Annotated in this window: 23 protein-coding genes; 7 read left to right on the top strand and 16 right to left on the bottom strand. The window is 44.7% G+C overall.

All coding sequences use genetic code 11. The features are described 5' to 3' along the window. Positions 1-47 precede the first annotated feature (47 nt). From def to R7P64_RS17350, 5 genes are all read right to left on the bottom strand, one after another. Entirely contained in the window at positions 48-554 is a 507-nt protein-coding gene (def, locus tag R7P64_RS17370; protein WP_318118992.1) for a peptide deformylase, read from the bottom strand. A gap of 234 nt (positions 555-788) precedes the next feature. Further along, positions 789-1,253 (bottom strand): ABZJ_00895 family protein, encoded by a 465-nt coding sequence (locus R7P64_RS17365; protein WP_318118991.1) that lies wholly within the window; start codon positions 1,251-1,253, stop codon positions 789-791. Between the two features lie 536 nt (positions 1,254-1,789). After that, positions 1,790-3,235, bottom strand: coding sequence for an AGE family epimerase/isomerase (locus R7P64_RS17360; protein ID WP_318118989.1), 1,446 nt, complete (start codon positions 3,233-3,235; stop codon positions 1,790-1,792). Between the two features lie 107 nt (positions 3,236-3,342). Then, positions 3,343-3,885 carry an AAA family ATPase gene (locus tag R7P64_RS17355; protein WP_318118987.1) on the bottom strand — a complete coding sequence of 181 codons (543 nt, stop codon included), beginning with the start codon at positions 3,883-3,885 and terminating at the stop codon, positions 3,343-3,345. 289 nt (positions 3,886-4,174) lie between these two features. Then, positions 4,175-5,518 carry a magnesium transporter gene (locus R7P64_RS17350; protein WP_005388752.1) on the bottom strand — a complete coding sequence of 448 codons (1,344 nt, stop codon included), beginning with the start codon at positions 5,516-5,518 and terminating at the stop codon, positions 4,175-4,177. Between the two features lie 215 nt (positions 5,519-5,733). On the opposite strand from R7P64_RS17350, the gene R7P64_RS17345 reads away from it, so the two are divergent. Then, a complete protein-coding gene (locus tag R7P64_RS17345) occupies positions 5,734-6,609 on the top strand; it encodes a universal stress protein (RefSeq protein ID WP_213907689.1) in 876 nt (291 codons plus the stop codon). A gap of 43 nt (positions 6,610-6,652) precedes the next feature. Here R7P64_RS17345 and R7P64_RS17340 read toward each other — a convergent pair whose 3' ends face one another. Together R7P64_RS17340 and R7P64_RS17335 are read right to left on the bottom strand one after the other, a co-directional pair. Next, positions 6,653-7,042, bottom strand: a complete 390-nt coding sequence (locus tag R7P64_RS17340) for a MazG nucleotide pyrophosphohydrolase domain-containing protein (RefSeq protein WP_005376487.1) — start codon at positions 7,040-7,042, stop codon at positions 6,653-6,655. A gap of 26 nt (positions 7,043-7,068) precedes the next feature. Continuing rightward, a complete protein-coding gene (locus R7P64_RS17335; RefSeq protein WP_017820983.1) occupies positions 7,069-7,497 on the bottom strand; it encodes a PaaI family thioesterase in 429 nt (142 codons plus the stop codon). A 211-nt stretch (positions 7,498-7,708) separates the two neighbouring features. On the opposite strand from R7P64_RS17335, the gene gloA reads away from it, so the two are divergent. Together gloA and R7P64_RS17325 are read left to right on the top strand one after the other, a co-directional pair. Further along, the gene (gloA, locus tag R7P64_RS17330; protein ID WP_005376490.1) at positions 7,709-8,095 is read left to right on the top strand and encodes a lactoylglutathione lyase; all 387 of its coding nucleotides are present in this window, start codon (positions 7,709-7,711) and stop codon (positions 8,093-8,095) included. An 11-nt stretch (positions 8,096-8,106) separates the two neighbouring features. Beyond that, positions 8,107-9,207, top strand: a complete 1,101-nt coding sequence (locus tag R7P64_RS17325) for an alkene reductase (protein ID WP_318118984.1) — start codon at positions 8,107-8,109, stop codon at positions 9,205-9,207. Between the two features lie 117 nt (positions 9,208-9,324). Here R7P64_RS17325 and R7P64_RS17320 read toward each other — a convergent pair whose 3' ends face one another. After that, positions 9,325-9,600 carry a nitrogenase-stabilizing/protective protein NifW gene (locus R7P64_RS17320; RefSeq protein ID WP_017820985.1) on the bottom strand — a complete coding sequence of 92 codons (276 nt, stop codon included), beginning with the start codon at positions 9,598-9,600 and terminating at the stop codon, positions 9,325-9,327. 241 nt (positions 9,601-9,841) lie between these two features. Here R7P64_RS17320 and R7P64_RS17315 point away from each other — a divergent pair, with 241 nt between their 5' ends. Beyond that, entirely contained in the window at positions 9,842-11,692 is a 1,851-nt protein-coding gene (locus R7P64_RS17315; protein WP_318118982.1) for an acyltransferase family protein, read from the top strand. A 79-nt stretch (positions 11,693-11,771) separates the two neighbouring features. Here the strand turns inward: R7P64_RS17315 and R7P64_RS17310 are convergent, their stop codons facing one another. From R7P64_RS17310 to R7P64_RS17295, 4 genes are all read right to left on the bottom strand, one after another. After that, a complete protein-coding gene (locus R7P64_RS17310; RefSeq protein ID WP_005376497.1) occupies positions 11,772-12,242 on the bottom strand; it encodes an RES family NAD+ phosphorylase in 471 nt (156 codons plus the stop codon). A 1-nt stretch (position 12,243) separates the two neighbouring features. Continuing rightward, positions 12,244-12,696, bottom strand: a complete 453-nt coding sequence (locus tag R7P64_RS17305) for an antitoxin Xre/MbcA/ParS toxin-binding domain-containing protein (RefSeq protein ID WP_318118980.1) — start codon at positions 12,694-12,696, stop codon at positions 12,244-12,246. A 165-nt stretch (positions 12,697-12,861) separates the two neighbouring features. Beyond that, positions 12,862-15,036 (bottom strand): catalase/peroxidase HPI, encoded by a 2,175-nt coding sequence (gene katG / locus R7P64_RS17300; protein ID WP_318118978.1) that lies wholly within the window; start codon positions 15,034-15,036, stop codon positions 12,862-12,864. A 186-nt stretch (positions 15,037-15,222) separates the two neighbouring features. Continuing rightward, positions 15,223-16,764, bottom strand: a complete 1,542-nt coding sequence (locus tag R7P64_RS17295; RefSeq protein ID WP_318123753.1) for a glutamate synthase-related protein — start codon at positions 16,762-16,764, stop codon at positions 15,223-15,225. A 156-nt stretch (positions 16,765-16,920) separates the two neighbouring features. On the opposite strand from R7P64_RS17295, the gene R7P64_RS17290 reads away from it, so the two are divergent. After that, positions 16,921-17,400: an aminoacyl-tRNA deacylase gene (locus R7P64_RS17290; RefSeq protein WP_005376501.1), complete on the top strand. Its 480-nt coding sequence runs from the start codon at positions 16,921-16,923 to the stop codon at positions 17,398-17,400. 175 nt (positions 17,401-17,575) lie between these two features. Here R7P64_RS17290 and R7P64_RS17285 read toward each other — a convergent pair whose 3' ends face one another. The 3 genes from R7P64_RS17285 to R7P64_RS17275 form a co-directional block, all read right to left on the bottom strand. Next, entirely contained in the window at positions 17,576-18,988 is a 1,413-nt protein-coding gene (locus R7P64_RS17285) for a coniferyl aldehyde dehydrogenase (RefSeq protein ID WP_132937213.1), read from the bottom strand. 125 nt (positions 18,989-19,113) lie between these two features. Then, on the bottom strand, positions 19,114-19,686 hold the full coding sequence (locus R7P64_RS17280; protein WP_047101443.1) for a GNAT family N-acetyltransferase: 573 nt from the start codon (positions 19,684-19,686) through the stop codon (positions 19,114-19,116). A gap of 104 nt (positions 19,687-19,790) precedes the next feature. Then, complete coding sequence (locus R7P64_RS17275) at positions 19,791-20,249, bottom strand: NUDIX hydrolase (protein ID WP_318118974.1); 459 nt, start codon at positions 20,247-20,249, stop codon at positions 19,791-19,793. Positions 20,250-20,417: 168 nt separating this feature from the next. Between R7P64_RS17275 and R7P64_RS17270 the strand changes: the two genes are divergently transcribed. Next, complete coding sequence (locus R7P64_RS17270; RefSeq protein ID WP_005376505.1) at positions 20,418-21,323, top strand: DMT family transporter; 906 nt, start codon at positions 20,418-20,420, stop codon at positions 21,321-21,323. A gap of 79 nt (positions 21,324-21,402) precedes the next feature. On the opposite strand, the gene R7P64_RS17265 is transcribed toward R7P64_RS17270, so the two are convergent. After that, complete coding sequence (locus tag R7P64_RS17265; RefSeq protein ID WP_005376506.1) at positions 21,403-21,717, bottom strand: DMT family transporter; 315 nt, start codon at positions 21,715-21,717, stop codon at positions 21,403-21,405. A gap of 394 nt (positions 21,718-22,111) precedes the next feature. Between R7P64_RS17265 and R7P64_RS17260 the strand changes: the two genes are divergently transcribed. Beyond that, positions 22,112-23,476: an endonuclease/exonuclease/phosphatase family protein gene (locus tag R7P64_RS17260; RefSeq protein ID WP_258670321.1), complete on the top strand. Its 1,365-nt coding sequence runs from the start codon at positions 22,112-22,114 to the stop codon at positions 23,474-23,476. The last annotated feature ends 250 nt before the right edge of the window (positions 23,477-23,726 follow it).

Here is a 23,726-nt window from a genome sequence, read left to right as displayed (position 1 = left end):
TGATTTAAAAGGAAGTAACTCGACATGGAGGGTTACTTCCTCTCATATTACTTAGCTTTCGCTTTTACGTACTTCTTCACTTTTTTCATCGCCATTTTTTGCTTTAATGGTGAGAGGTAATCAATGAACAAGTTACCAGATAGGTGATCAATTTCGTGCTGCATCACAATCGCCAAGAACTCATCGCTCTCGATTGTAATCGGGTTGCCATCACGGTCTAGTGCAGAAACAACAACTGACGTGTAACGCTCTACATCTGCGTAGTACTCAGGAACAGATAGGCACCCTTCTTGACCAAGTGCTTTGTTTTCTCCGCTCACAACTCCTGGGTTAACCAAGATTAAAGGATCATTGCGTTCGTCAGAGATATCGATGACAACAACCGCCTCTTTTCTGCCCACTTGGGTTGAAGCTAAACCGATACCATTGCCCGTTGCGTAAAGTGTTTCTAGCATATCGTCGATCAACGTTTGTATTGTCGATACATCAGTGACTTTTTCTGCTTTTACTTTAAGCCTTGGGTCTGGAATGGAGAGAATTTCGAGGACTGCCATACTTACCTTTCATATCTATAAATCGTAATTCGTGGCGAATTATACACACGTTTCTCGATACATAAACCTGCTAAGCTATCTTGCGCACAAGGCATAAACCATTAACTCAAACGACAACACAATAAATGGGTTTGCCTTTTAAACAAAAAATCCTACAAACAGGAAACTAAAACGCCAGCACATTATGGCTGGCGTCTTGTCATGATCCTAATTGAATCGTTTGTTGTATTTTATCTACTGACTTTCCTCGGCTTTGAGTAACACTCTAATCGCCATTTTCTCACCACTTTTTAAAATTAAGTAGGCGATGCCAATCGTTATTAGCATTATGATAGCAATAAAAATACTTACCCCACCGAGCTCAGATAATAAATAAAACGGAGAAATATCTAACGACATTAAGATAAGAGAGAACACTACCAAACTTGCTAAAGTCCACAGTAAAACAGCATACCATCTTGTTTTTGATGGCATTACATCTCCAGTCTTGTAGCCGAAGTAATAACCAACACTCATGGCTGGGATTAACGTGCTAAGAAAGCCTGTACCACTCATTTCTATCCCAACAATATATTCAATGGCCAACAGCAATGCAGCCCAACAAACGGACGCCAGACACAACAGAGACGTAACAAGAAGTACCGATGGTGGCTGGTTTATTTCTGATTCTGAATAGTTATTTTTTAATTCCACTTTCATTTCTTTCCATTTATTTGAATAAAATAAGCGTTTTAGATCATGCTTCCGCTTGGACAACCTAGAGAAACAACACCACAAGAAATACAACTTGTAGCTTTTTAAATAGTTTTATTTTCATTTAACCTAGATTCCAACTAACTGTTATTTTTTAAAACTAAACCCTCTCTCAAATTGTATGTTCAATGAATTTACTCATATGGGCCCAGTGCAACCATGTTAATACGTTCTATGTATCAGAAACAATTCATTTATTTCCAATGACACTAGTGGGATCATGCGACGTGATTGGAATCTCACTTAAGTTTTCATAGACCTATCGCGCTGAAAATTGAAGCCTCTACCTGTCATAGAATAAAAAGCCGTCAAAACCAGTTGGTTCTGACGGCTTTTTATAAGCGCCCAGGGGTCATTACCTACACAATTACTGCTTGAAGCTTATCTAGTGACAGGCCTAGATAGCTAATAGTCGCACTTGCTGTCGGAGGGTTTTATTGGCTTTTACGCGGACTTTAACCAACACATCACCATCGACCAACCTAAGGTCGAATATTGGTGAATGTCGCGATGGTGACTCCATCACTTTGTGACGACAACGATTTTACCTCTGCGCTAAAGTAATACGGATTAAGTGGCATTTTGCTCTCTGCTGGTCGCGCGTAGTAAAGCTTGGCAGGCTGTTTTGCCATTTGTTGCGCGTACAAATACCCGACCAACGCATGTTCAAACTGGTGGTAACCATTTCCCCAATGGAACGCTTTGGTTGATTTAGGGCTCAGACCGACGCCTCCATATTGATGATCCACCCATACATCCATAAAAGTGGGTAACGTGTATTGAAGCGTTTCTTTCATCGAACCATCAACAAGGGAAACTGTCATCGCCGCTTGATCGAGCTCTGCCCATTCCCAAGACGAGCTATAATGCTTATATGGTCTTGATTGCCAAGCAGGAATGCTCTCTTGCGTCCATTTACTCTGCCATTCTGGTGAGAAAAGCGCTTTGACTTGCTCAAAGTTTTGCTGATATTGCGCTTGCTTAAGCGTGTGTTTCATTCCTTTGAAACCAAACTCTGTCCAGTTGGAATTCTCCAACAACTGACCAGTGAGATACGTCATCCAATATGCTTTGATGGTGTGTCCAAAATCATTGTGTTTCGCATCCGGCATCATTACCGCTTTATGGTGTATCGCGCCATAAAAACGCTGCTCTTTGCCGGAGTGGTAGTTATCTAGCATCACTTGCGTCAGCCATTGCAGATCTTGCTTCCACTTGGCTTGCGTTGGCGCTGGTAAAAGTGGCGCCGTTAACAACAGATAGCCATTGATCTGGTCAAGTTGAGCGACTAGCTCTTGCTGCTTCGCACTTTCCCCATCACCATCTTTCAAAACCCACGCCAGACCGCGATCATCGCTTCGTCGGTATTGTTTAAATATAAACGCTTGCTGGTCGATAAGTGCTTGTTCAACCTTTGGATCTTGCGTCAAGTAGTAGTACATCGCCAACCCCACCAAGGCGTAAGCTTGGTCTTGAGAAGTTCGTTGTTGCCACTCCATCCCCGGTTTTCCACTACGCGTAAAGCTCACAAAGCCGCCGTTTTTCTCATCTTGTAGGTGATCAATCAGGTAATAAGCCCCTTTCTTTGCCAGCTCTAATGCTTGCTTGTCACCCGTAAGATGAAAAAGCACGCCATAAGCGTAAGTTTGGCGCGATTTCATGCGGGTGTATTCGCGATCGAAGTGCGGGCTAATCCACCCTTTGTTTAATTCTTCACACGGCTTTTGTGGGTCGAGAATGACACCGTTATCACAACGAAATGTCGGAAAATTCCCCGCAGGTTGCCCATGCGCGCTTTCCATCATCCAATATGGGGCTAGGCCATTCGTCACATGGTTTAACCAATCATCCCCCGAAGGCAGGCCTACATCAGCAAAGCTGCTCATGCTCGTCGTTGCGAGCAATAAGGTAAGATATTTAAAAGACATAACACTCAATTAAGTTATTGAATTTTATCCAGTATAAATAACTCCCTTTACGCATATTGTTGTCGTGCTCACAATCGCCTTACGCATTTGTTTGCATCAATCATCTTTCAGCCTTGTTCGATAACTGAGCCGAGAATAAACGCTACTCTGTCTTCGACTGATATTTTGGGCACTTCGATCAATTGATAACCAAACTTGTGGTATGCATCGACCATCTGTTGATATGTGGCGACCGCTTCAGAAAAATCTTGTTTTCGCTCTTCATCGTTACTGAATATCGATGCCCACGGTGGAAAAATGAATACTTGAGGATGATAACGAAGCGTCTGGCAATGCGTGATGAGCTCATGCGAGATTGGCAGTTGTTCCAACTTGCTGTAGCCATATACGTCCACAATACTGCGATCAAAAAATACGTCCCCTTGGCGGACATTGAAAGCTCGGTAATTGCTCACTTCTGCCTTCATCATTTCGTCTCGAAAAGCTTGTTTGTCATTCCAAGGTAATGCTGAACCGTGATTGGCAACCTGCGTTTGTATCACGTGACGACCGGTTTCTGGCGCGCAGATAAAGCCTTGTGTTTTTAGCTGTTCGATTACCGAAGTTTTCCCTGCACCGGGACCACCAGTGAATACGATGAGTTTATTCAAAATTGTTTCCTTATTTTTTGTTTGAGTGAAGTAATGCGTGTACAGCCAAGAAAATGGGCATCATCTGGCGTTTGAAATTGGCATTTGGCACGCCAGCGTTAAGCGAGATCGGTAGTGGGAAATTTGGGGAATAGAACTGGGCAGTGAAGAGATATACAAAGTAAGAACCGAAACGACGTGTTCATCGGTTATGGAAAACGGAGGAATGCTGAGTGAAGCAAGCTCGCCCAAAATACTGGGTTGGGAAATGGTGCGATTGGTTCTGCTAGTTAACGCGTCAATTGGATATCTATATCAAGAAAATGGCACCTAAGCCTAAGAACGCAAAGAAACCAACGACATCGGTAACGGTCGTCAATACTACCGAGCCAGCCACGGCGGGGTCAATGTTAAACTTTTTCAACGTGAATGGTATCAACGTACCCGATGCCGCGGCCGCCAAACTATTGAGGAAAATGGCACAGCAAATAATAAGTGCCAATGGCCAAGAGTCAAACACCATGTAAACGACACCCGCGATCACCAATCCCATAATTAAACCATTAATGGTGGCGATTTTTAATTCCTTATTCACCAATAGCTTCAAGTTACTTTGGTGCAAGTGGTTTAGTGCGATACCTCGAATGGCCACCGCTAAGGTTTGGCTACCCGCGATGCCGCCCATGCTCGCCACGACAGGCATTAAAATAGCAAGCGCAACGACTTGCTCGACCACATTATCAAAAATACCAATGATGGCAGAGGCAACAAAAGCGGTCAGCAAGTTAATCACTAGCCAAAGTGCTCTTAGCCTTGTCGCCACGCTTAATGGTGTGAACAAATCTTCTTCGCTTCGTACGTTTTCTGCCACTACAGCTTGTAGGCTGAGTTCGCGCAACGTAATCGCGATGGTCGCCATCGACAAGACGCCCATAATTTTGCCACCAGCCATGATAGGAAACCAATGTGCTCCACCATCAATCGAGACTTGTTTGCTGACACTTTGAATCGTTTGAATATCTTCTAGGATTGGCGTAACTACGGTCAAGTCGGTAAGTTTGATATGATTCTCGTGCAGCAACAGGGTTTGCGGCTCTATCGTACCAATCACACCACTTGCATCACGCACAATAATCAACCGCACTGGACTTTGCCCGCGTTTTAGCAGCTCGGTTTTGATGCCTCCTACGCTGTTTTTAGGGTTTGCGACCAGAAAGTGAGGCTCGGCATAACGTCCAACTTTGTTGTCTTCATACGACAATGCTTGTTGGATATGCGCGACAGACTCTTCACTTTGATCAATAAGGTATTCATCTACAAACTCGGTCGGTAGAAAGTCCGCAAAGATGATCAGTTCTGAATCCGTTATGTACGTCAAGCGTTCATGTTGTAAGTCTTTATTGAGTGATTGATGAATGTGCTTGGCGGTGTCGTATCGGAGCAAATTTAATACCGTCCAATACTTCTCAGGCGGCACTGCTTCTATGACACGTTTACGGTAAGCAATGTTGACCGACTCCAAAATGTTCGCAATCTGTGCTTCTTGATAGTCTTTCAAAAAGCTCAAGTCTTCGGTCGATTCTATCGCTTTAATGATCTCAGCAAGCAAATGTGGCACTTTGCGGTTAATTTGCAATTGGTTGGAATCTATCATTACTTTTACCTATAGCTTTCACTACCACATTCGCCGCATTGACGATATGTGCTATCCGAAGGCATGAATTCTTGATGTTAAAATTCTAGGCGATAGTTGACTTAATTGCGGAATTTATATTTCGCTCGCAGAAACAAAACGCCTCTGCATCAGTTCATGGTATAGACTTGAATGTGTGTCAGGCTCATTCGCCTTGTTTGATAATGGAGTAATCAATGGCACCTGTATTTTTTCTGACTCAGCAGGCCGCCTTACCAAGTCGTAAGGTGCTTCGTAAAGTGATTCAATTTTCGACAGCGCTGGCCCAGCCTATTGTAGTTTTAGTGGAAGACCATCGCCGAAGTGAAGATCACGCATTCGCTCATTTTCTCAGTTTCAACTCTGACCATATAGAAAAAAGACAAGCTGAGTTTGAAGCTTGGACCTTAAAGTTCAACGCATTAATTTTCGAACTTTGTGAAGAAGAAGAGCTTGAAACACCAACGCTCTCTTACGAGCATTTCAAAGGGAGCCATTGGGTTGAGCAAGTTGCGAAACGACTTGTTGACCACACTGACTTACTGCTCGTGGGACACTTTAACAAACACGAGATTCAAACGATGCTCACAGAACTAGCACAACAAGATTGCGACTTGTTGCTACTGAGTGAGCGGTCATGGCCTTCTCACGCCAACATGCTTTGTGCAATCGACCCACTTCATCGAGGGGATGAAAAGTCGATAGTAGATAAAGCCATCGTCTCGCGAGGCTCAAAATTAGAACAAACCTTAAGCGGGAAAATGACGCTCGTTTACTGCCGATACGTCGCACCATACCTCTCTCGCTATCGTGCAGAGATATTAAGCAATCAAAAAGCAGGCATTACAGATTTTATTAGTGCGCAAAAGTTAACGCGAGTTCCATTACTATTACCGGAAGGAAACCCTGAAACGGCGTTACCAAAAGCAGTTAAGCAATCACAAGCGTCGATTTTGATTATGGGAGCATGTAAACGAAGCATGTCATCTCAATTTTGGTCTGGCAGCACTGTAGACACGTTACTTGATCAACCACCTTGTGACCTACTGTTGGTCAACAGTTCCAAGGGCTGACTAGGTATTCCCTATTAACCAACCCTTTCAATACCAAGCGCAGTTATTGGCTCTTTACATCTTCTAACTGCGCGGCTTCATGCTCTGCGTTCAAGGCTTGTTTCTGCTGCTGTTTTATCTCATCCCAACTGCGTCCCGACTCAATCGCAGATACACGCTGATCGTATTTGTTGCAGGCTCTTTCGAGTACTTTCTCAGGATCTATACCCTTTTCTCTTTCCAGCGCCTTTAATACGTTAAGATAGTTCCACAACACATCGCCTAACTCGTCTTCCAAATGACAAAGGCGATCCTCACGAATCTCTTCGCGGACTTCATCAACTTCTTTGCCAATGGCCTCCAGATAAGTCTCTACGCCTTTAAACCAAGTATTGGTTTGGTCATATTGAGATTTTCTCGTCGCAATTGCATACAGCTCATCAAATTTCTTCATTGCCTCTCCGTAGAACACGTTTTTATTTATGCCTTTTTAGGACGAATAAACTTCCCTTTAGCCGTCACTCTAACTTCGCTATTGACCCGTAATTGAGCCACCAGTTGATATATACCGCGTCGTTCACCTTCACAGTGTGCAGTAATCGTGACTCGATCATCTAACTGAATAGGTGCATGGTAGCGCACATCCAACTGCGCCGTAAGGGCTTGAATGTCTCTAGATAACAAACAATGCGTCATTGCACCATCGAGAAGCGAACTGGCAATACCACCATGCAACAGGTCTGTGTAACCTTGATGACGCGGTAAAACGTGAAACTCTCCGACAACAGAACCATCGGCTAGGTATTGGTAGTTCACGGCCAAAGAGTTCGGATTCACATTAATTGAAGAACAAACCGCACATTGATGATGAGACTCGTGAGTGTAATGACAGTAGCTGTTTGTGGACATGATAGTTACTCGGTTTCTCAAAAGAGTAATTAGCATATGCCAACAATTAAAAAGAAACGGCGAGTAATCTTTGTTTGCATGTTGCAGGGCCAGCAACCTCGCTTTTCATAACACTAAATAATCATTTTAATAATTAACGATAATTTCCAGTTTATTTAGAGTGGCGATATGGTTTGCATAGTGATTACGCAACGTTATGAAAAGGCGACTTATGAAGTTTCTCCACACGATGATCCGTGTAGCTGACCTAGACAAATCTATCGAATTTTATACAAAAGTTCTGGGAATGAGTGTTTTGGATCGTTTTGAAAACCAAGAATACCGTTACTCACTGGTGTTTGTTGGTAACCCTGATCAACCAGATGGCGCGACCATCGAGCTAACTTATAACTGGGATACCGACAGTTACGACTTGGGTAACGCATTCGGACACATGGCACTGGGGTCTGAAGATATTTACGCCGCTTGCGAAAAAATTAAAGCGCTTGGTGGCAACGTTACTCGCGAGCCAGGTCCAATGAAAGGCGGAGAAACTCACATCGCGTTCATTAAAGATCCCGATGGTTACCAAATCGAACTCATCCAAACTCAAAAATAACGAGGTTTCCTATGACAGACGCATTATTTCAACCCATTCAACTTGGCTCTCTCTCATTAAAAAACCGTATCGTTATGCCTCCGATGACGCGCTCTCGTGCTTCTCAACCAGGTAATATCGCTAACGACATGATGGCGACCTACTATGCTCAACGTGCTGAAGCGGGCCTAATCGTTGCTGAAGGCACACAAATTTCGCCAATGGGTCAAGGCTATGCATGGACACCAGGCATTTACAGCCCAGAGCAAATTGCTGGCTGGAAAAGGGTAACTCATGCGGTGCACGAGAATGGCGGCACTATCTTCGCGCAATTGTGGCACGTTGGTCGCGTGACTCACCCTGATAACATTGGCGGTGAGCAACCTATTTCTTCTTCTGCGCTAAAAGCAGAAAACGTGAAAGTATTTGTCGATAACGGCACAGACGAACCGGGTTTTGTCGACGTGGTTGAGCCACGTGAAATGACCAAACAAGACATCAAGAACGTTATTGAAGAGTACCGCCAAGCCGCACTAAACGCGATAGAAGCCGGATTCGATGGTATCGAGCTTCATGCAGCGAATGGCTACTTGGTTAACCAGTTTATCGATTCTGAAGCGAATAACCGCACCGATGAATACGGTGGCTCTATTGGAAACCGTCTGCGTTTTCTTGGTGAAGTGATAGAAGCGATGACGCAAGCCATTGGCGCTGAGCGTGTTGGTGTTCGTCTTGCGCCATTCACTTCGTTAAATGGCACCGTTGATAGTACGCCAGTCGAAACCTACACCGCCGCTGCAGCGCTGCTTGATAAACTCAATGTGGTTTACATTCACATTGCAGAAGTGGATTGGGACGACGCGCCAGACACTCCGCACAACTTTAAAACCGCAGTTCGTGAGGCGTACAAAGGTACACTGATTTATGCCGGTCGTTACAACGATGAAAAGGCGCAACACGCGATCGAAAGTGGTTTAGCTGACATGATTGGCTTTGGCCGTCCGTTTGTTGCAAACCCCGACTTACCAAGCCGCATCAAGCATGGCTATCCACTGGCAGAACATGACCCTGCCACATTGTTCGGCGGCGGTGAAAAAGGCTTAGTGGACTACCCTGCGTACCACGCGGGTTAATTCATCTACGTAAAGCTGATTCGTAACTCGCGACAAACCAATAGCGAAACCAAAAGAACCTTGCTCTTCCCCCTGTGACACCAAGATGCAGGGTTCTTTTTAGGCAAGCCACCAGAATTAACGTCTTTGACAAGATGTACAACCTCGGCACGCAGAGCGCGTCGTTTTACTGAGCAAACTGCGTTGTACTTTACAGTAAGCATTCTTTAAAGCACGACGACCTGAAAACCAATCATCCGGTTTAGTGAGGATTAAGTAGCCGTGAAACCTCTTAACCAACTCGGTTCGATTGTTTTCGATAAATCGGCTATCAAACTCGATGTCGAAGTAATTCAAAGCCTCTTCGATACAAGTAAAGCTGGCAATTTTTTCCTGAATCGTATTCTCTGTCATCGTTTCTTTAGCGTAATCATTTTCAATGAAGTCTAAGTGCCTCGCGCTTTACGTTCTTTGATTTAGCGCTTCTTAAGATCATTCTTTATGGGGTTTCCATATTGAAATTCAATTTGGGAATTCGTTAACCCACCTAGCATTTTCATTTTGACAATCACTTTAAGGCACTGATTTAAATAATCATTATTTCTGGTTCATATTTTGCTCTACTTCATTAAACGGAATGTTGGAGCAACACGATATGACTTACAGAGCAGAAGTAGACGGATTAAGGGCGATTGCTGTCACGTTGGTGATTTTGTTTCATGCAGGAGTTGAGCAATTCGCTGGTGGCTTTATTGGCGTCGACGTATTTTTTGTGATCAGCGGCTATTTGATCACTACCATCGTGATTAACGACTTAGAAAACCAGAAGTTCAGCCTCGGTGATTTTTATGAGCGACGCATTCGTCGCATACTCCCCCTCTTACTGGTGGTGATCGCCGTCAGCTATTTGATGTCTTGGTGGCTATTTTTGCCGCAAGCACACAAAGACGTTGGTCAATTTGCAGTGTCTTCCATTCTCTCTTCATCCAACATTCTTCTGTATTTGAAAGGCCACAATTACTTCGGTTTAGAAGATCAAGCCAACCCGCTGTTCCACACATGGAGCTTGGGCGTTGAAGAACAATACTACATTGTCATTCCTTTGCTACTCATGCTACTCGCTCGTGGCAAAAACGCGTTTTACCTAACTTTTTTCATCGTGGTATTTGCGCTGAGTTTGATGACTATTGTCTACGCGAGCAACGATCCTGATTTCGCTTTTTACATGATCTTCTCTCGCGCTTGGGAGCTGGCAACCGGTTCATTACTCGCATTAGTGATGAGAAAAGTCCAAGTTCAATCTAACGATACGCTAGCAACCATTGGCATCGTTTTGATATTGGCTTCCGCGCTTTTGTTTGAAAAATCGCAAGATGGCGCGGGCATTACGCTGCTGGTGCCGGTCATCGGTAGCGCGTTGGTGATTTTGTTTGCCTCTAAAGACAATGTCTGCGGTAGATTACTGAGCCTAAAGTGGGTCGTGTTCGTCGGCTTAATCAGCTACAGCTTATACTTGTGGCACATTCCATTATTTGTCTTTTACCGCTACATGTTGGACACAACACAAGACGTCAATATCCCGCTTTACGTTATCGCTCTTTTTGTACTGTCTTACTTCACTTGGCGCTTTATTGAAAAGCCGTTCCGTAGCCGAAAAGCCATGAGCATGCGCACTGTGTCCGCGGTTATTGTGTTGTTGACGTTGCCCTTGCTAACGTTCGGCGTTATCGGTCATCAAAACGGTGGTTTTCCAGAAAGAAGCGTATTTTTCGAGGCCATGCGCGTTAACAACGGTTATGGTTTAGATTGCAACGGCAACACCAACGTTAACGATGTGTGCTCGTCTGCGCCGCAGCCCGCCATCGCTGTGTTAGGCAATAGTCACAGCATGGTTTACGTGAAGCGTCTATCCGAAGTAACACCAACTGGCGTGGTACAACTTACTCAAGATTCCTGTGCGGTCGGTTATGTCGACACCATCAAAGGCGCTGGCTCAGTTCCTTGCCGACAGTTCTTTAATGAGGCTGTCGATACCATTCTAAGTACCCCTTCCATTCGTCGCGTTGTTATCTCTTCTAATTTCAATAAAGAGCTTTCACAAGCCGATTATGAAGCATCATTAACCAAATTATTGAATGAACTGAAAGGAAAGGAAGTGGTCGTTTTTGGTCCAACCCCTTCTGCACCGTTTGCGGTAGGAGAATGCCTTTGGAAAGCGCGTTTGTTTGGCGAGACAGAAGAGTCTGCCTGCGACTTTTCTCCCAAACAACATCACCCTCAAAACGTGGCGAAGTTAGTGAACTACTTTGAGCAATTTGAGCACGTTGAGTTTGTCGACTTGACCGATGCCATTTGCAGAAATGGCGTATGTCGAATGAGAGTTGGAGCAAACAATGCGATGTATACGGATGACAGCCATTTATCTTACAAAGGTGCTGAGTTGGTGCTTGGGCATTACCTCAACACTACAAATGAAGCGCAACAGTTCACTTACGACCGACAATAACCAAGGAAATAAACTTTTATGCTTCAGCGCTTATCTCAGGTAAGCGCTGAATGCTTTAAAGCAAGACAAAGCTAGGCGTCTATTTGAAAATGCGCGGATCAAACGCGAAATCGAGCTTTTCGGCTTTCTTGATGATCTCTTTCATTTTGGGATGATTTGGGTTCACCACGTAGTTTTTATCACGAGGTGAAATCGTTGAAGGCACTTGCAGCGCGGCAAACTCAGGATGAGGATCATTGAGAAACTGGTCACCAATGTACTGCGTAGACTCGCTCGCCGGTATTGCTCGCCACGTCACAGGGAGATCTTCTTCATCTAAGGTGGCGATGAGGTATTCTGGCATTTCAATACGATATAAATCGTAAAGTTTGGTGATAGCAGGATCGTTGTTTACGTGAACAAATACTTCCAACGAGCAAAGGGATTCCGATTCAGAGAAGTAGAGGGCTTCGGTTCCTTTTGAGTTCCATCGCCCTCCAAATAACTTTGCGCCAACGGGGCTGAATGGCGTGTCAGCAAATTTCTTTTGTGTGAGACGATAGAGCTTCATATTACGAGAATACCCCGTGCTCTAAACGGCCGATCAAATCTTTTACGGTTTCAAAATCCACCGTGGTCGAGACCATATCAAGTGGACGTTTTCCACCTAAGCCATACACATTCTCTCTCATCCATTTTAACGCGCGCTCTTCGTCGTCAAACAGTTCTGTCGCGAGTTTCAATAACATCGCTAATCGATAGATTGCATCACTTTCTTGCGTATTGAAGCGTTCATCGTTTTTTAGACGACGCTTGACCGTGCTGACAGGTATCAATGTGACGTTTTGAAACTCACTCTGAGAAAGCTTCACACGCTCAACAATATTGCGATACACCTTTGGCTCAAAGCCTTTGTGAACCGCATCAGTGCGACCTGTTTCAGCGTCTTCAATACCCAACATAAACCAGAAATTGGCTTTATGAGGTTGTTTCGGTTTGAAGCTTTTTAATGCTGCAGTTGCCATATCAAGCTCCTATGGTTCATATGGTCCAGTTATTATGGTTCAAATGAGCTTAACTTTCAATCAAAGTAACAATCAAAGTAAAAAGATAGGTAAAGAAAAAGGCGAGCTTTTCGCCCGCCTCTCTTACTTATTCATCAACCCATTTACCGACGGGCATCGTTTCACTTATTGCAAGTCAAAACGATCCGCGTTCATGACTTTCGTCCATGCGGCGATGAAGTCATGGATGAATTTTTCCTGATTATCATCTTGCGCATACACTTCCGCATACGAACGCAGGATCGAGTTTGAACCAAAGACAAGATCCACTCGAGTAGCCGTCCACTTCACAGCGTCGGTTTTACGATCACGGATTTCATATTGATTAGCACTCACTGGTTTCCACGTATATGCCATGTCAGTAAGGTTCACGAAGAAATCATTCGACAAAGTGCCTACTCGGTCAGTAAATACGCCCTCTTTTCCACCGCCGTAGTTACTGCCTAGAACGCGCATACCACCGATAAGTACCGTCATTTCTGGCGCCGTTAGCCCCATAAGCTGAGCACGATCTAATAAAAGCTCTTCTGGCTTAACCGCGTAGTCTTTCTTCAACCAATTTCGGAAACCGTCAGCAACAGGCTCAAGTACTTCGAACGATTCCACATCCGTCATCTCTTGGGTGGCATCACCTCGGCCTGGCGCGAATGGTACGGAAACATCATGACCTGCGGCACGCGCAGCCAGTTCAATACCTACGTTACCAGCAAGCACGATAGCATCTGCAACACTACAGCCCTCTTCTGCTGCTATTTTTTCTAACACCGCAAGAACACGTCTTAGACGTTCAGGTTCGTTCCCTTGCCAATCTTTTTGCGGAGCCAAGCGAATTCTCGCGCCATTTGCACCGCCTCGGCGGTCAGAGCCACGGTAAGTACGCGCACTATCCCACGCCGTACTTACTAACTCACTAATGGATAGGCCACTTGCTTCGATTTTTGTTTTTACTAAATCAACATCGTAGTCTGTCTTACCTGCGGGCGTTGGGTCTTGCCAAATAAGATCTTCGCTTGGCACATCAGGGCCGAAATAACATGATTTTGGTCCTAGATCGCGGTGTGTCAACTTAAACCAGGCACGAGCAAAAACGTCATCAAAGTACGCAGGGTCATTTTGGAACTTTTCTGCAATCTTACGATATTCAGGGTCCATTTTGAGCGCCATATCGGCGTCGGTCATGATTGGATTGTAGCGCTTAGAACCGTCTTCAACATCGACAGGCTTGTCTTCTTCTTCAATGTCGATTGGCTCCCATTGCCATGCGCCGGCTGGGCTCTTTTTCAGTTCCCAGTCATACTTAAATAGTAGGTGGAAGTATCCGTAATCCCATTGTGTAGGGTGTGTTGTCCAAGCACCTTCAATACCACTAGTTACCGTGTCACGGCCAATACCACGTGTTTTGTGATTAATCCAGCCAAGACCTTGCTCATGAACATCTGCTGCTTCGGGCTCTGGGCCAAGGTTTGCGGCATCACCATTACCATGACACTTACCCACCGTGTGACCACCAGCTGTGAGCGCGACGGTTTCTTCATCGTTCATTGCCATTCGCGCAAAGGTCACTCGCATGTCATGTGCTGTTTTGAGAGGATCTGGGTTACCGTCTACCCCTTCAGGGTTCACATAGATAAGACCCATCATTACCGCAGCAAGCGGGTTTTCTAAATCTCGCTCACCAGAGTAGCGGCTGTTATCAGCGTCACTTGTGGCTAACCATTCTTGCTCAGAGCCCCAGTAAGTGTCTTTTTCTGGGTGCCAAATGTCCTCTCGTCCAAACGCAAAGCCAAAGGTCTTAAAACCCATGGATTCGTACGCCATGTTACCGGCAAGGACAATCAGGTCTGCCCAACTTAGTTTGTTGCCATATTTTTTCTTGATTGGCCATAAAAGGCGTCGAGCCTTATCGAGGTTGGCGTTATCTGGCCAAGAGTTGAGAGGAGCAAAGCGTTGGTTGCCTGTAGCAGCACCGCCACGGCCATCCGCAATACGATAACTGCCCGCTGCATGCCATGCCATTCGGATCATTAAACCACCGTAGTGTCCCCAGTCGGCAGGCCACCAGTCTTGGCTATCAGTCATTAAATCTTTTAAATCTTTTTTAAGTGCTTCGACATCTAGCTTTTTCAGTTCTTCTTCGTAATAAAAGTCCTGACCAAATGGGTTGGTTTTGGAGTCGTGTTGATGCAGGATGTCTAAGTTCAAGGCATTCGGCCACCAATCCATCACCGACTTATCTGTAGATGTTTGCCCACCATGCATAACTGGACATTTACCTACCGAACCGCCGTTTGCTTTGCTCATATAATGCTCCTTCGTGTCGTGGTTGTGGTAACCACTCTTTGTTATTCAATAAATCGAATATCCACCTCAAACAGCGTAGTTCATACACTGTTTTTTTAGTTAACGCCAAGTCAAAATTTCAAACATTTCAGCAAATAAATAATTGTTATCAAACATGTACCTATATGCAGAAAATATGGATAGAGATCAGTTTAAGTCCATACCTGAATACTTAATCCCAGACAGCCTCGCCATGTTGTGATCCCAGGTCGCTAAATCATGATGACTAAATTCATTCAGAGCGTGATGACCACACGCCCTCGCCATGACTTTCATGAGCTCGACCGAGGATTCGAAGAAATTTTTCAGTTGCTGGGATGACTTTTCAACGTCGAGACGCTGCCTCAAATCGGCATTTTGTGTCGCAATGCCTGCCGGGCAATTATTGGTGTTGCAGATGCGAGCCGCGACACAACCGATCGATTGCATCGCACTGTTTGCTATCGCTACTCCGTCTGCTCCAAGTGCCAACGCTTTGACAAAATCCGTAGGAACTCGCAACCCACCGGTGATGATTAATGTGACACGGTCACTTACGCCTTTTTCATCTAAGTACTTACGTGCACGAGCTAATGCAGGGATGGTGGGTACACTAATATGATCACGGAACATAGTTGGCGCCGCACCCGTGCCACCACCGCGACCATCTAAGATGATATAATCAGTCCCAGCATCAAGCGCAAACTGAATGTCTTGCTCAATATGGTTGGCACTGAGTTTAAATCCAATTGGAATACCGCCTGTGATGCCACGAACTCTGTCAGCAAACTTTCTGAAATCGTGAGTAGTGTGAAGATCTTTGAACGTTGGTGGTGATATCGCTGGTTGTCCCTCGGGGATGCCTCTCACCTGAGAGATCTTACCTACATTTTTATTTGCAGGCAGATGACCACCCGTGCCCGTTTTTGCTCCTTGCCCGCCTTTGAAGTGAAACGCCTGAACATTAAGAAGCTTAGATTCGTCGTAGCCAAATTGAGCACTAGCAAGCTCATAGAAATACCGTGAATTGGCGGCTTGCTCTTCCGGTAACATGCCACCCTCACCAGAGCAAATCCCAGTCCCTGCCAACTCTGCACCTTTTGCTAGTGCAATTTTCGCCTCTTCAGAAAGTGCGCCAAAACTCATGTCCGACACCAACAAAGGAATGGCGAGTCTGAGCGGCTTACGCGCGTTTGGTCCCACAATCAACTCGGTAGACACAGGAATGTCTTCCAACAACGGTTGTGTCGCCATTTGCGCCACCATGATTTGTATAGCATCCCAATGTGGTAGCAAATGCCTAGGAACCCCCATTGCAGCCATCGGACCATGATGACCGAGTTTAGAGAGTCCTTCTCTCGCTAATTGGTGGATAAACTCGAGGGTTGGTTCTTCTTGAGTAGCAGACGCCGTTGGTTTGTCTCTTTTCTCTCGCTTTTGTTCCGGTCCCTCTTTACCGACTTGCTCTGCGGTAAATCGCTTGTGTGTACCATCACAAAAAGGAGCATTGGCGGTATGCTTACATTGGCAGAGATAGGCATCTTCGTCTTTTTCCGCACTAAAGCTCATTAGCTTTAAGCCGGTTCCCGAATGAGACCCATCGCAGTAAGGTTGATTTTTAGAACGCCCACATCGGCAGAAGTAGTATTCTTGCCCAGCTTTCAACTCTACTTTGATCGGCTTGTTATCAGCGATGATTGGCTTGCTCATGTTGCCCCCTATTTATTATTGTTAACCATGCTTTCTCGCTGGCTTGCAATAAGCGTAGAACAGGAGCGTAAAGAGCGTCAGTGTCGCCGAGTAAAATGCGCGATTGTCGCCCGACTAACCTATACTTTTTATGGGTCTCATACACGTGGAGGCTATATGACGATTGCAACCCGATTAGATGAATATTTGACTGAGCATAACATTCACTTTCAAACCGTGAATCACAGCCACAGTCATAGCTCGCTACAAAGTGGTGTTGCAGCAGGTGTGCCTTTAATGAATATCGCAAAAGGTGTGATTCTAGAGGATCATGAAGGGCGTCATATGATGGCGGTCTTACCTGCCAACAACAAAATCAGTTTGTCGCGATTAAACGACGAATTTAATGCCACCTTCCACTTGGTGAAAGAGCGTATGGTTTACCGACTCTTCACCGATTGTGAACACGGCGCTATTCCACCGATTGGTAGCCCTTACCACATGTCGACAGTTTGCGATGAAAGACTAGCAAACTTGGAACATGTCTACCTTGAAGCTGGCGATCATGAAACTCTGATTAAGCTGGACCGAAAGGCGTTTAAAGAACTGATGAACGACTGTAGATATCTAAGATTCAGCAGTGAAGTTCTGCATTAAACTTGCCAAGATCTCTCGACACTTCCTGAACAAGGCTCTTTCAACAAGAGCCTTTCTTTGTTTTGTTGGTAGCACGCGATGGAAGTTTCTCGGACTTTGGTGCCCAGCGTTTCAGAGCATATAGAAACAAAAAACCGCCTATTCGGGCGGTTTTTTATCAATCAAATCATAATTATTATCGAACAAAGATCTTTTGGATCGCTTTTATCGCCATAGCCCTACGGCGCATTAATACGCTCGTTCTTGGCAACCATTTCGGTGTGTGAAGAATGGTTTTCGCATGACTAAAAGTTCTGAATCCTTCCTCTCCGTGATAATGCCCAATACCCGATTCACCAACGCCACCAAAAGGCGCATCTTCAGCGCCAACATGTAAAACCGTATCATTAACGCCGACGCCACCACTGTGGGTGTTGCGTACAATATGTTTGATAGTCGATTTGTCGTCCGACATAACATACAGCGCAAGTGGTCTTTGGTGCTGATTAATGTAGTCAATCGCTTCATCAACGGCATTGTAGGGCTTAACAGGTAGAAATGGCCCGAAGATCTCCTCTTGCATGATTCGCATATTCGGCGACACATCCGTGACCAAATGAGGATACAGAAGTCGTTCCTCTTGGGGCGACGCCTCAACAGTGTGAAGGTTAGCACCTTGCGCTTTTGCATCCTCAAGTAGCGCAGTCAAACGATCATATTGTCGTTGGTTGACAATATGGGTCAGCTTTTGATTCTTGTTGGATTTTAAATAGAGCTTTTCAAAACGTTTTAAGAATAGCGAAATGAACTCTTCGACACGTTCTTGCGGTACAAATGCGTAGTCAGGCGCGACACAAATCTGGCCTGCATTAATGCATTTACCAAACAAGATAGCATCAACGGCTTTCTTCATGTCTGCATCTTTTGCAATGATCACCGGGGACTTTCCACCCAACTCTAACGTCACCGGGGTAAGGTTTTCCGCTGCCGCTTTTGCCACTGCGCGACCAACACTCGTAGAACCCGTGAACAAAAGGTGATCGAATGGCAGTTGGCTGAATGCTTGTGCGACGTCTGCTTCACCCTCAAAAACTTCGACATACTCAGACAACCCACGGCAAATATCAACGATGACTTTATTGGTTTTTGGCGTAAATTCGCTGAGCTTCATCATCACGCGGTTGCCAGCAGCCAATGCTGTCACTAAAGGCGCAAGGCTCAAAATCACAGGAAAGTTCCACGGTGAAATGATCCCGACGACACCTAACGGTTGATACTGAACGGTGACTTTAGAAGGTGCGAGCAATAAGCCGGATTCGCGCTTGCTGGGTTTGCACCATTTTTTTAGTCGTTTGAGGGTATAATTAATATGCGAGACCGTTGGCAAAACGTCGGTCATGGCGGTATCAAATTCTGAGCGATAGCCAAAATCGTCACTTAACGCTTCAACCAAAGCTTGTTTGTTCTCAAGCAGCGATTTTTTTAACAAAACGAGGCGCTGTTTACGTTCATCCAAACTAGGATAAGGCTCGGCTGCATATGCCGCTTTTAAGCGTCCGAGGCTTTGCTGTAACAAGTTATCTACTTCAACCTCTGTGATTGCGTTCATGATGCTTCTCCTAGCCTAGTTTCTGCCAATGACGCCCCAAGTTAACACGAGCGCAACAATGTTACTATTGTAGCGCTCGTGAAGTTAGAGTTCGAACTCTGATTAAAATATTTCTGGGGTGGATACTACATCAAACGTAGTTCATAAATGCCTAGTCGTTGAGAGCGGTCAAGCATATCGAACTCATGATCAACGTATTCTTTTAATGTGGCGCCTGCACGCTCAGCAATATTGATGCTAGCGATGTTATCTTCCATACAATGGAACTGAATGAATTGTGCGTGCCCTTTCTGCTTCAAAAAAGGGATCAATACTGCGAGCACTTGATCAATCACACGATGGCCTCGCCCATTGTTGGCAAGCCAGTAGCCAATTTCAGTAACACGCGTATGTGAATCCACACCTTTAATGCCAATAACACCCGTAAGCTGCTCATCAAAATAAATTGCACACCAGTGGGAATCCAGCGCGTTACTGTTCACTCGCTGGGAAATGTAGTTAACGGCCTCTCTATGATTCGTGACAGAATCCGTCCAAGGTAGATAACCCTCAAGGCTCTCTCGGTGAGTGTTCACAACCTCTAGTAAAGCGGACGCGTGTTTCGTGTTGAGGGGCTCAATTGAGACCCTTTGCGAGACGGAAAAACGCTTCTGTAAGTGATTTCCTTGATACGTCTCTTGGCATGTGACTTCATCCATAGATGTTATTCCTTTTTATTGTGAACGCTCAGCGCAAATCCTAACGCTTCATTTTATGAGAACAAACCTCTCTATAAAAACTAATCAAAGCCGTTGCCGTTCATTTAGCCCTTTCGATCGATCAGCGTAAATGGCGTTAGTGATGCCACATCTACATAATGTTTCCATACATGTTCATATAGGTGATGCTGATTGGCAAACGGAGCCAGCTGCTTAGCTTCTTCAAGCGTACACCAGCGATACTCTGTATGCTCTTCGTTAAGAACAACTGATTGGTTAGGCGGACAAAATAGCACAAAACATGGGATAACCATGATACGGTTATTTTTTGCTTCGTAGAACTGCTCTAGAAAGTCTGCTGTATGTAACTCAACTTGGTCAATTAGTGTCTCTTCTTTTAACTCTCTTAAAATGGTTTGCCACCCGGCTTCACCCGCTTCGATACCACCTGCAACATGGCACCAATAGCCACCTTTTACGCGTTTAAGTAACAGCATTTTTTCTATGCCATCAATTTTTGAAATGACAACGCCTGAAACATGCGTTGCTTTTATCGGGATCATGTAAGCTCCTTAAATATCGAGTTTTTATTGTTACGCTGAGAGAGGCAGATTAATTGCTACGTATTCTACTGTTTATTCATATTGTCGACAGAAGTGTTTGAGTTGAGAGGATTTAATCGCTAACTAAGTATGCTAAAGTGAGATCTGTCGCAACAAATGAGCAGTAAAATGTCCAATTCATTCAACACTATGATTCCCATCGGTGTGCGCTTTATGGTGCTTTCCGCGTTCGGCTTTGCTCTGATGTCGGCTACAGTAAAGCACGTCGGCAACTACGGTATCCCCGTTTTTGAAATCGTTGCAGCAAGAGCGCTCGTTTCACTTATCATTAGTTATTTCGATGTAAAGCGAAAACGAATTTCTGTATGGGGCAATAATAAGCCATTACTATTTGCACGCGGTGCTGTGGGCACGATGGCTCTGATGTGTGTATATTATTCAGTGACCACCTTACCTTTGGCAGAAGCGACGATATTCCAATATATTCATCCGGTGTTTACTGCACTACTCGCCGTATTTTTCTTGAAAGAGCGCATCCAGCCGTCAACTTTCCTTTGTATTGCGTTGTGCTTACTCGGCATCTATATCATGGTAAGCCCAGAAACGGGGCAAGGCTCAGATAGCGCTTTACCAATGTTTAGCGTCATGATTGCGATCTTAGGCGCATTTGGTAGCTCAATTGCCTACGTCATTGTCAGAAAACTGAGTCAGACAGAAGACAGCTCAGTGATCATTTTCTATTTCCCGTTGGTTGCTCTCCCCGCTTCACTCTTACTGATTGGCGACGATTTTGTAATGCCCGATCTATATCTGACTTTCATGTTGGTTCTAGTTGGTGTCTTTACCCAAATTGGGCAATTGGGGTTAACCAAAGCGATGCAAACTCAACAAGCGGGTAAAGCCTCCGCTTATTCGTATATCCAGATCGTATTTTCTGTGTTGTTAGGCATCATTTTCTTTGGCGAGGTTCCGATCATTTGGACGTACGTCGGTGGCGGTCTGATTGTTACAGGCGCATTAATTAATGCGTTTGGTCATCACTTACGGTTACCTTTTATTAAGCGCAACGCTTGATATACCTACCCAGAACCGTAAACACGACATTTAGAAAAACAGCCAGAGTGACTCTGGCTGTTTTGTGTTTAGCCTAACGTTAAGCTGATATTTTTAACCCTGCGATACCAGCGACAATCATTAGCAAGCTTAAGGCTTTGATAAGTGTTGCTGGCTCATTGAACAGATAAATACTCACGACTGCCGTGCCTATTGCGCCAATCCCTACCCATACGCCATAAGCAATGCCTAAAGGCAAGGTTCTTAACGCAATGCCAAGCAACCAAAAGCTCAATAACATAAAGACAATAGTGAATGCCGAAGCACCGAATTTGGTAAACCCTTGTGAATATTTAAGACCGACAGCCCATGCGATTTCACACAAGCCCGCAATGAAGAGAATTCCCCAAGCCATGTCACATTTCCCAACGAGATGGGGTCGTCCCCGAGAAAAGATAGAGCGGTGAGGTCGTCCTCACTTCTGATTGACTGCTTATTATATACAGAAATTTAAACATAAAAAATAAAACACGGCGATAAGCATACAACTCAAACATCTCATGTACGCTTAAATTCTACGCTTTTCTTTTTAACGGTGGCGGACTCTCTATTTCGCATCAATAACGACACCGTTTTTTAACAATTTACATATAACCTTCTGGTGTTGAAAGTGTTGCATTTATTGCACAAATCACACAAAAACTAATTGAACATGTAAATATGAAAACGTTTGTGTGACTAATATCGCTTAAAACAATGACTGATGACTTTAATATTCAGCCGAATTAATTATAAGGTATGACGTACCCATGAAAGCAATCAAAACCTCTATCGCTATCCTTGTTGGCGCCGCTCTACTATCTGGATGTAATGACGATACTGAATACGTCAATGTTCAGCCTAAAGAAGTAAAAATAGCGACTTACAACCTCTCTTTTGACCGCGCTACCTTCGAAACTTTGGTAGATGAAATGCAAATTGAACCAACGCAGCAAACTGCGTTGGTCACCTCTTATTTAGACGGTTCAATCGCAGCCGAAGACAAAACCACTGCGGAAAAAGTCATTCAAATTCGTAACGTTGCAGCAATCATTCAAAAGAATCGTCCTGATATTCTTATGATGGCGGAATACAACAACGACGGAACAGGCGAAAACAAAGCAGCCATTGAAGGATTCCAGAAGAACTACCTGTCTGTCGCGCAAAGCATCAATGGCGCGGGCGGTGAAGCAAACCTTGAGCCTATTGAATACCCTTATGCTGAATCTTACTCAACTAATACAGGGTTGTTGAGTGAGTTTGATCTCGACAACAACGGAACCGCAGGTCAAATGCCAGGTGATGCATGGGGCTTTGGCATGTACCATGGTCAATATGCATTTGCCCTTATGTCTAAGTATAAAATTGACACAGCAAACACACGTACATTCCAAGCATTTAAATGGAAAGATATGGAAGGTGCGAAAATTCCAACCATTACTATCTGCGATGGTTCGCAAAAGATTCCAGACGGCATGAAGTGTGGTGATGAATGGTACTCAGCGGAAGAATGGGATCAAGTGCGTCTATCTTCGAAAAACCACGTTGACGCACCAATCATCATTCCAACTCGCAACGGCGAAGAAGTTGTACACTTGTTGATGTCTCATCCTACTCCACCAGTATTCGACACCGGTAAAAACAAAGCGCAAAACGCAGCAGAAGTGGAGTTTTGGCATCATTACATTCAAGGCAAAGACTATTTTTACGACGATGCGGGTAAAACAGGTGGCTTAACGAACGGCGCTAAATTCGTAATGATGGGTGATCAAAACCTTGATCCAGTGTCTGGTGACGGTATTAGCTCTGTAATGCAAGAGCTGCACAACGATCCATTGGTTAATCAAACCGTGATGAATGGTGAGCTTTACCCAACAAGCTTTGGTGCAGCTGAACACGCTGTTGACCGCAGTTCAACTCACCCATATCCGAATCGCATCACTTCAACGTTTGGCTTAGGGGTAGACTATGCCTTGCCTTCAGCAAATTTGAATGTAATAGACTCTGGTGTGTACTGGTCAGCGTCTTATGAAGAAGGCCGTAAACTATTTAACGATGCACGTATCGGTAAGTATGGTGATGGTAAGGATGTATCTTCCGACCATCGCATGATCTGGATTAAAACACAGTTCTAGACTGCATAAAAAAAAAGCCAACCACAAGGAGTCGTGATTGGCTGTATATATTTGTGAACAAGATGGTTCACTAACAACGTCAGTTGGCTAGGTGACCCTCGGCTTAGAAAGGGTCACTCATACTAAAGCATGAGGCGTGCCAACTTTTCAGTGCACAAAAACAGGTTGTTATTTAATCACTTTCATTAAAACTTAACCAATAGCTACTGTTTGCTCACCGAATAAATTGCAATTTGCAAACTACCATTGG

The organism is Vibrio sp. 2304 (assembly GCF_033339475.1).
Classification (GTDB): Bacteria; Pseudomonadota; Gammaproteobacteria; order Enterobacterales; family Vibrionaceae; genus Vibrio; species Vibrio alginolyticus.
The sequence above is the reverse complement of the archived record's forward strand: the minus strand, read 5'-3'. Positions and strand labels throughout refer to the sequence as shown.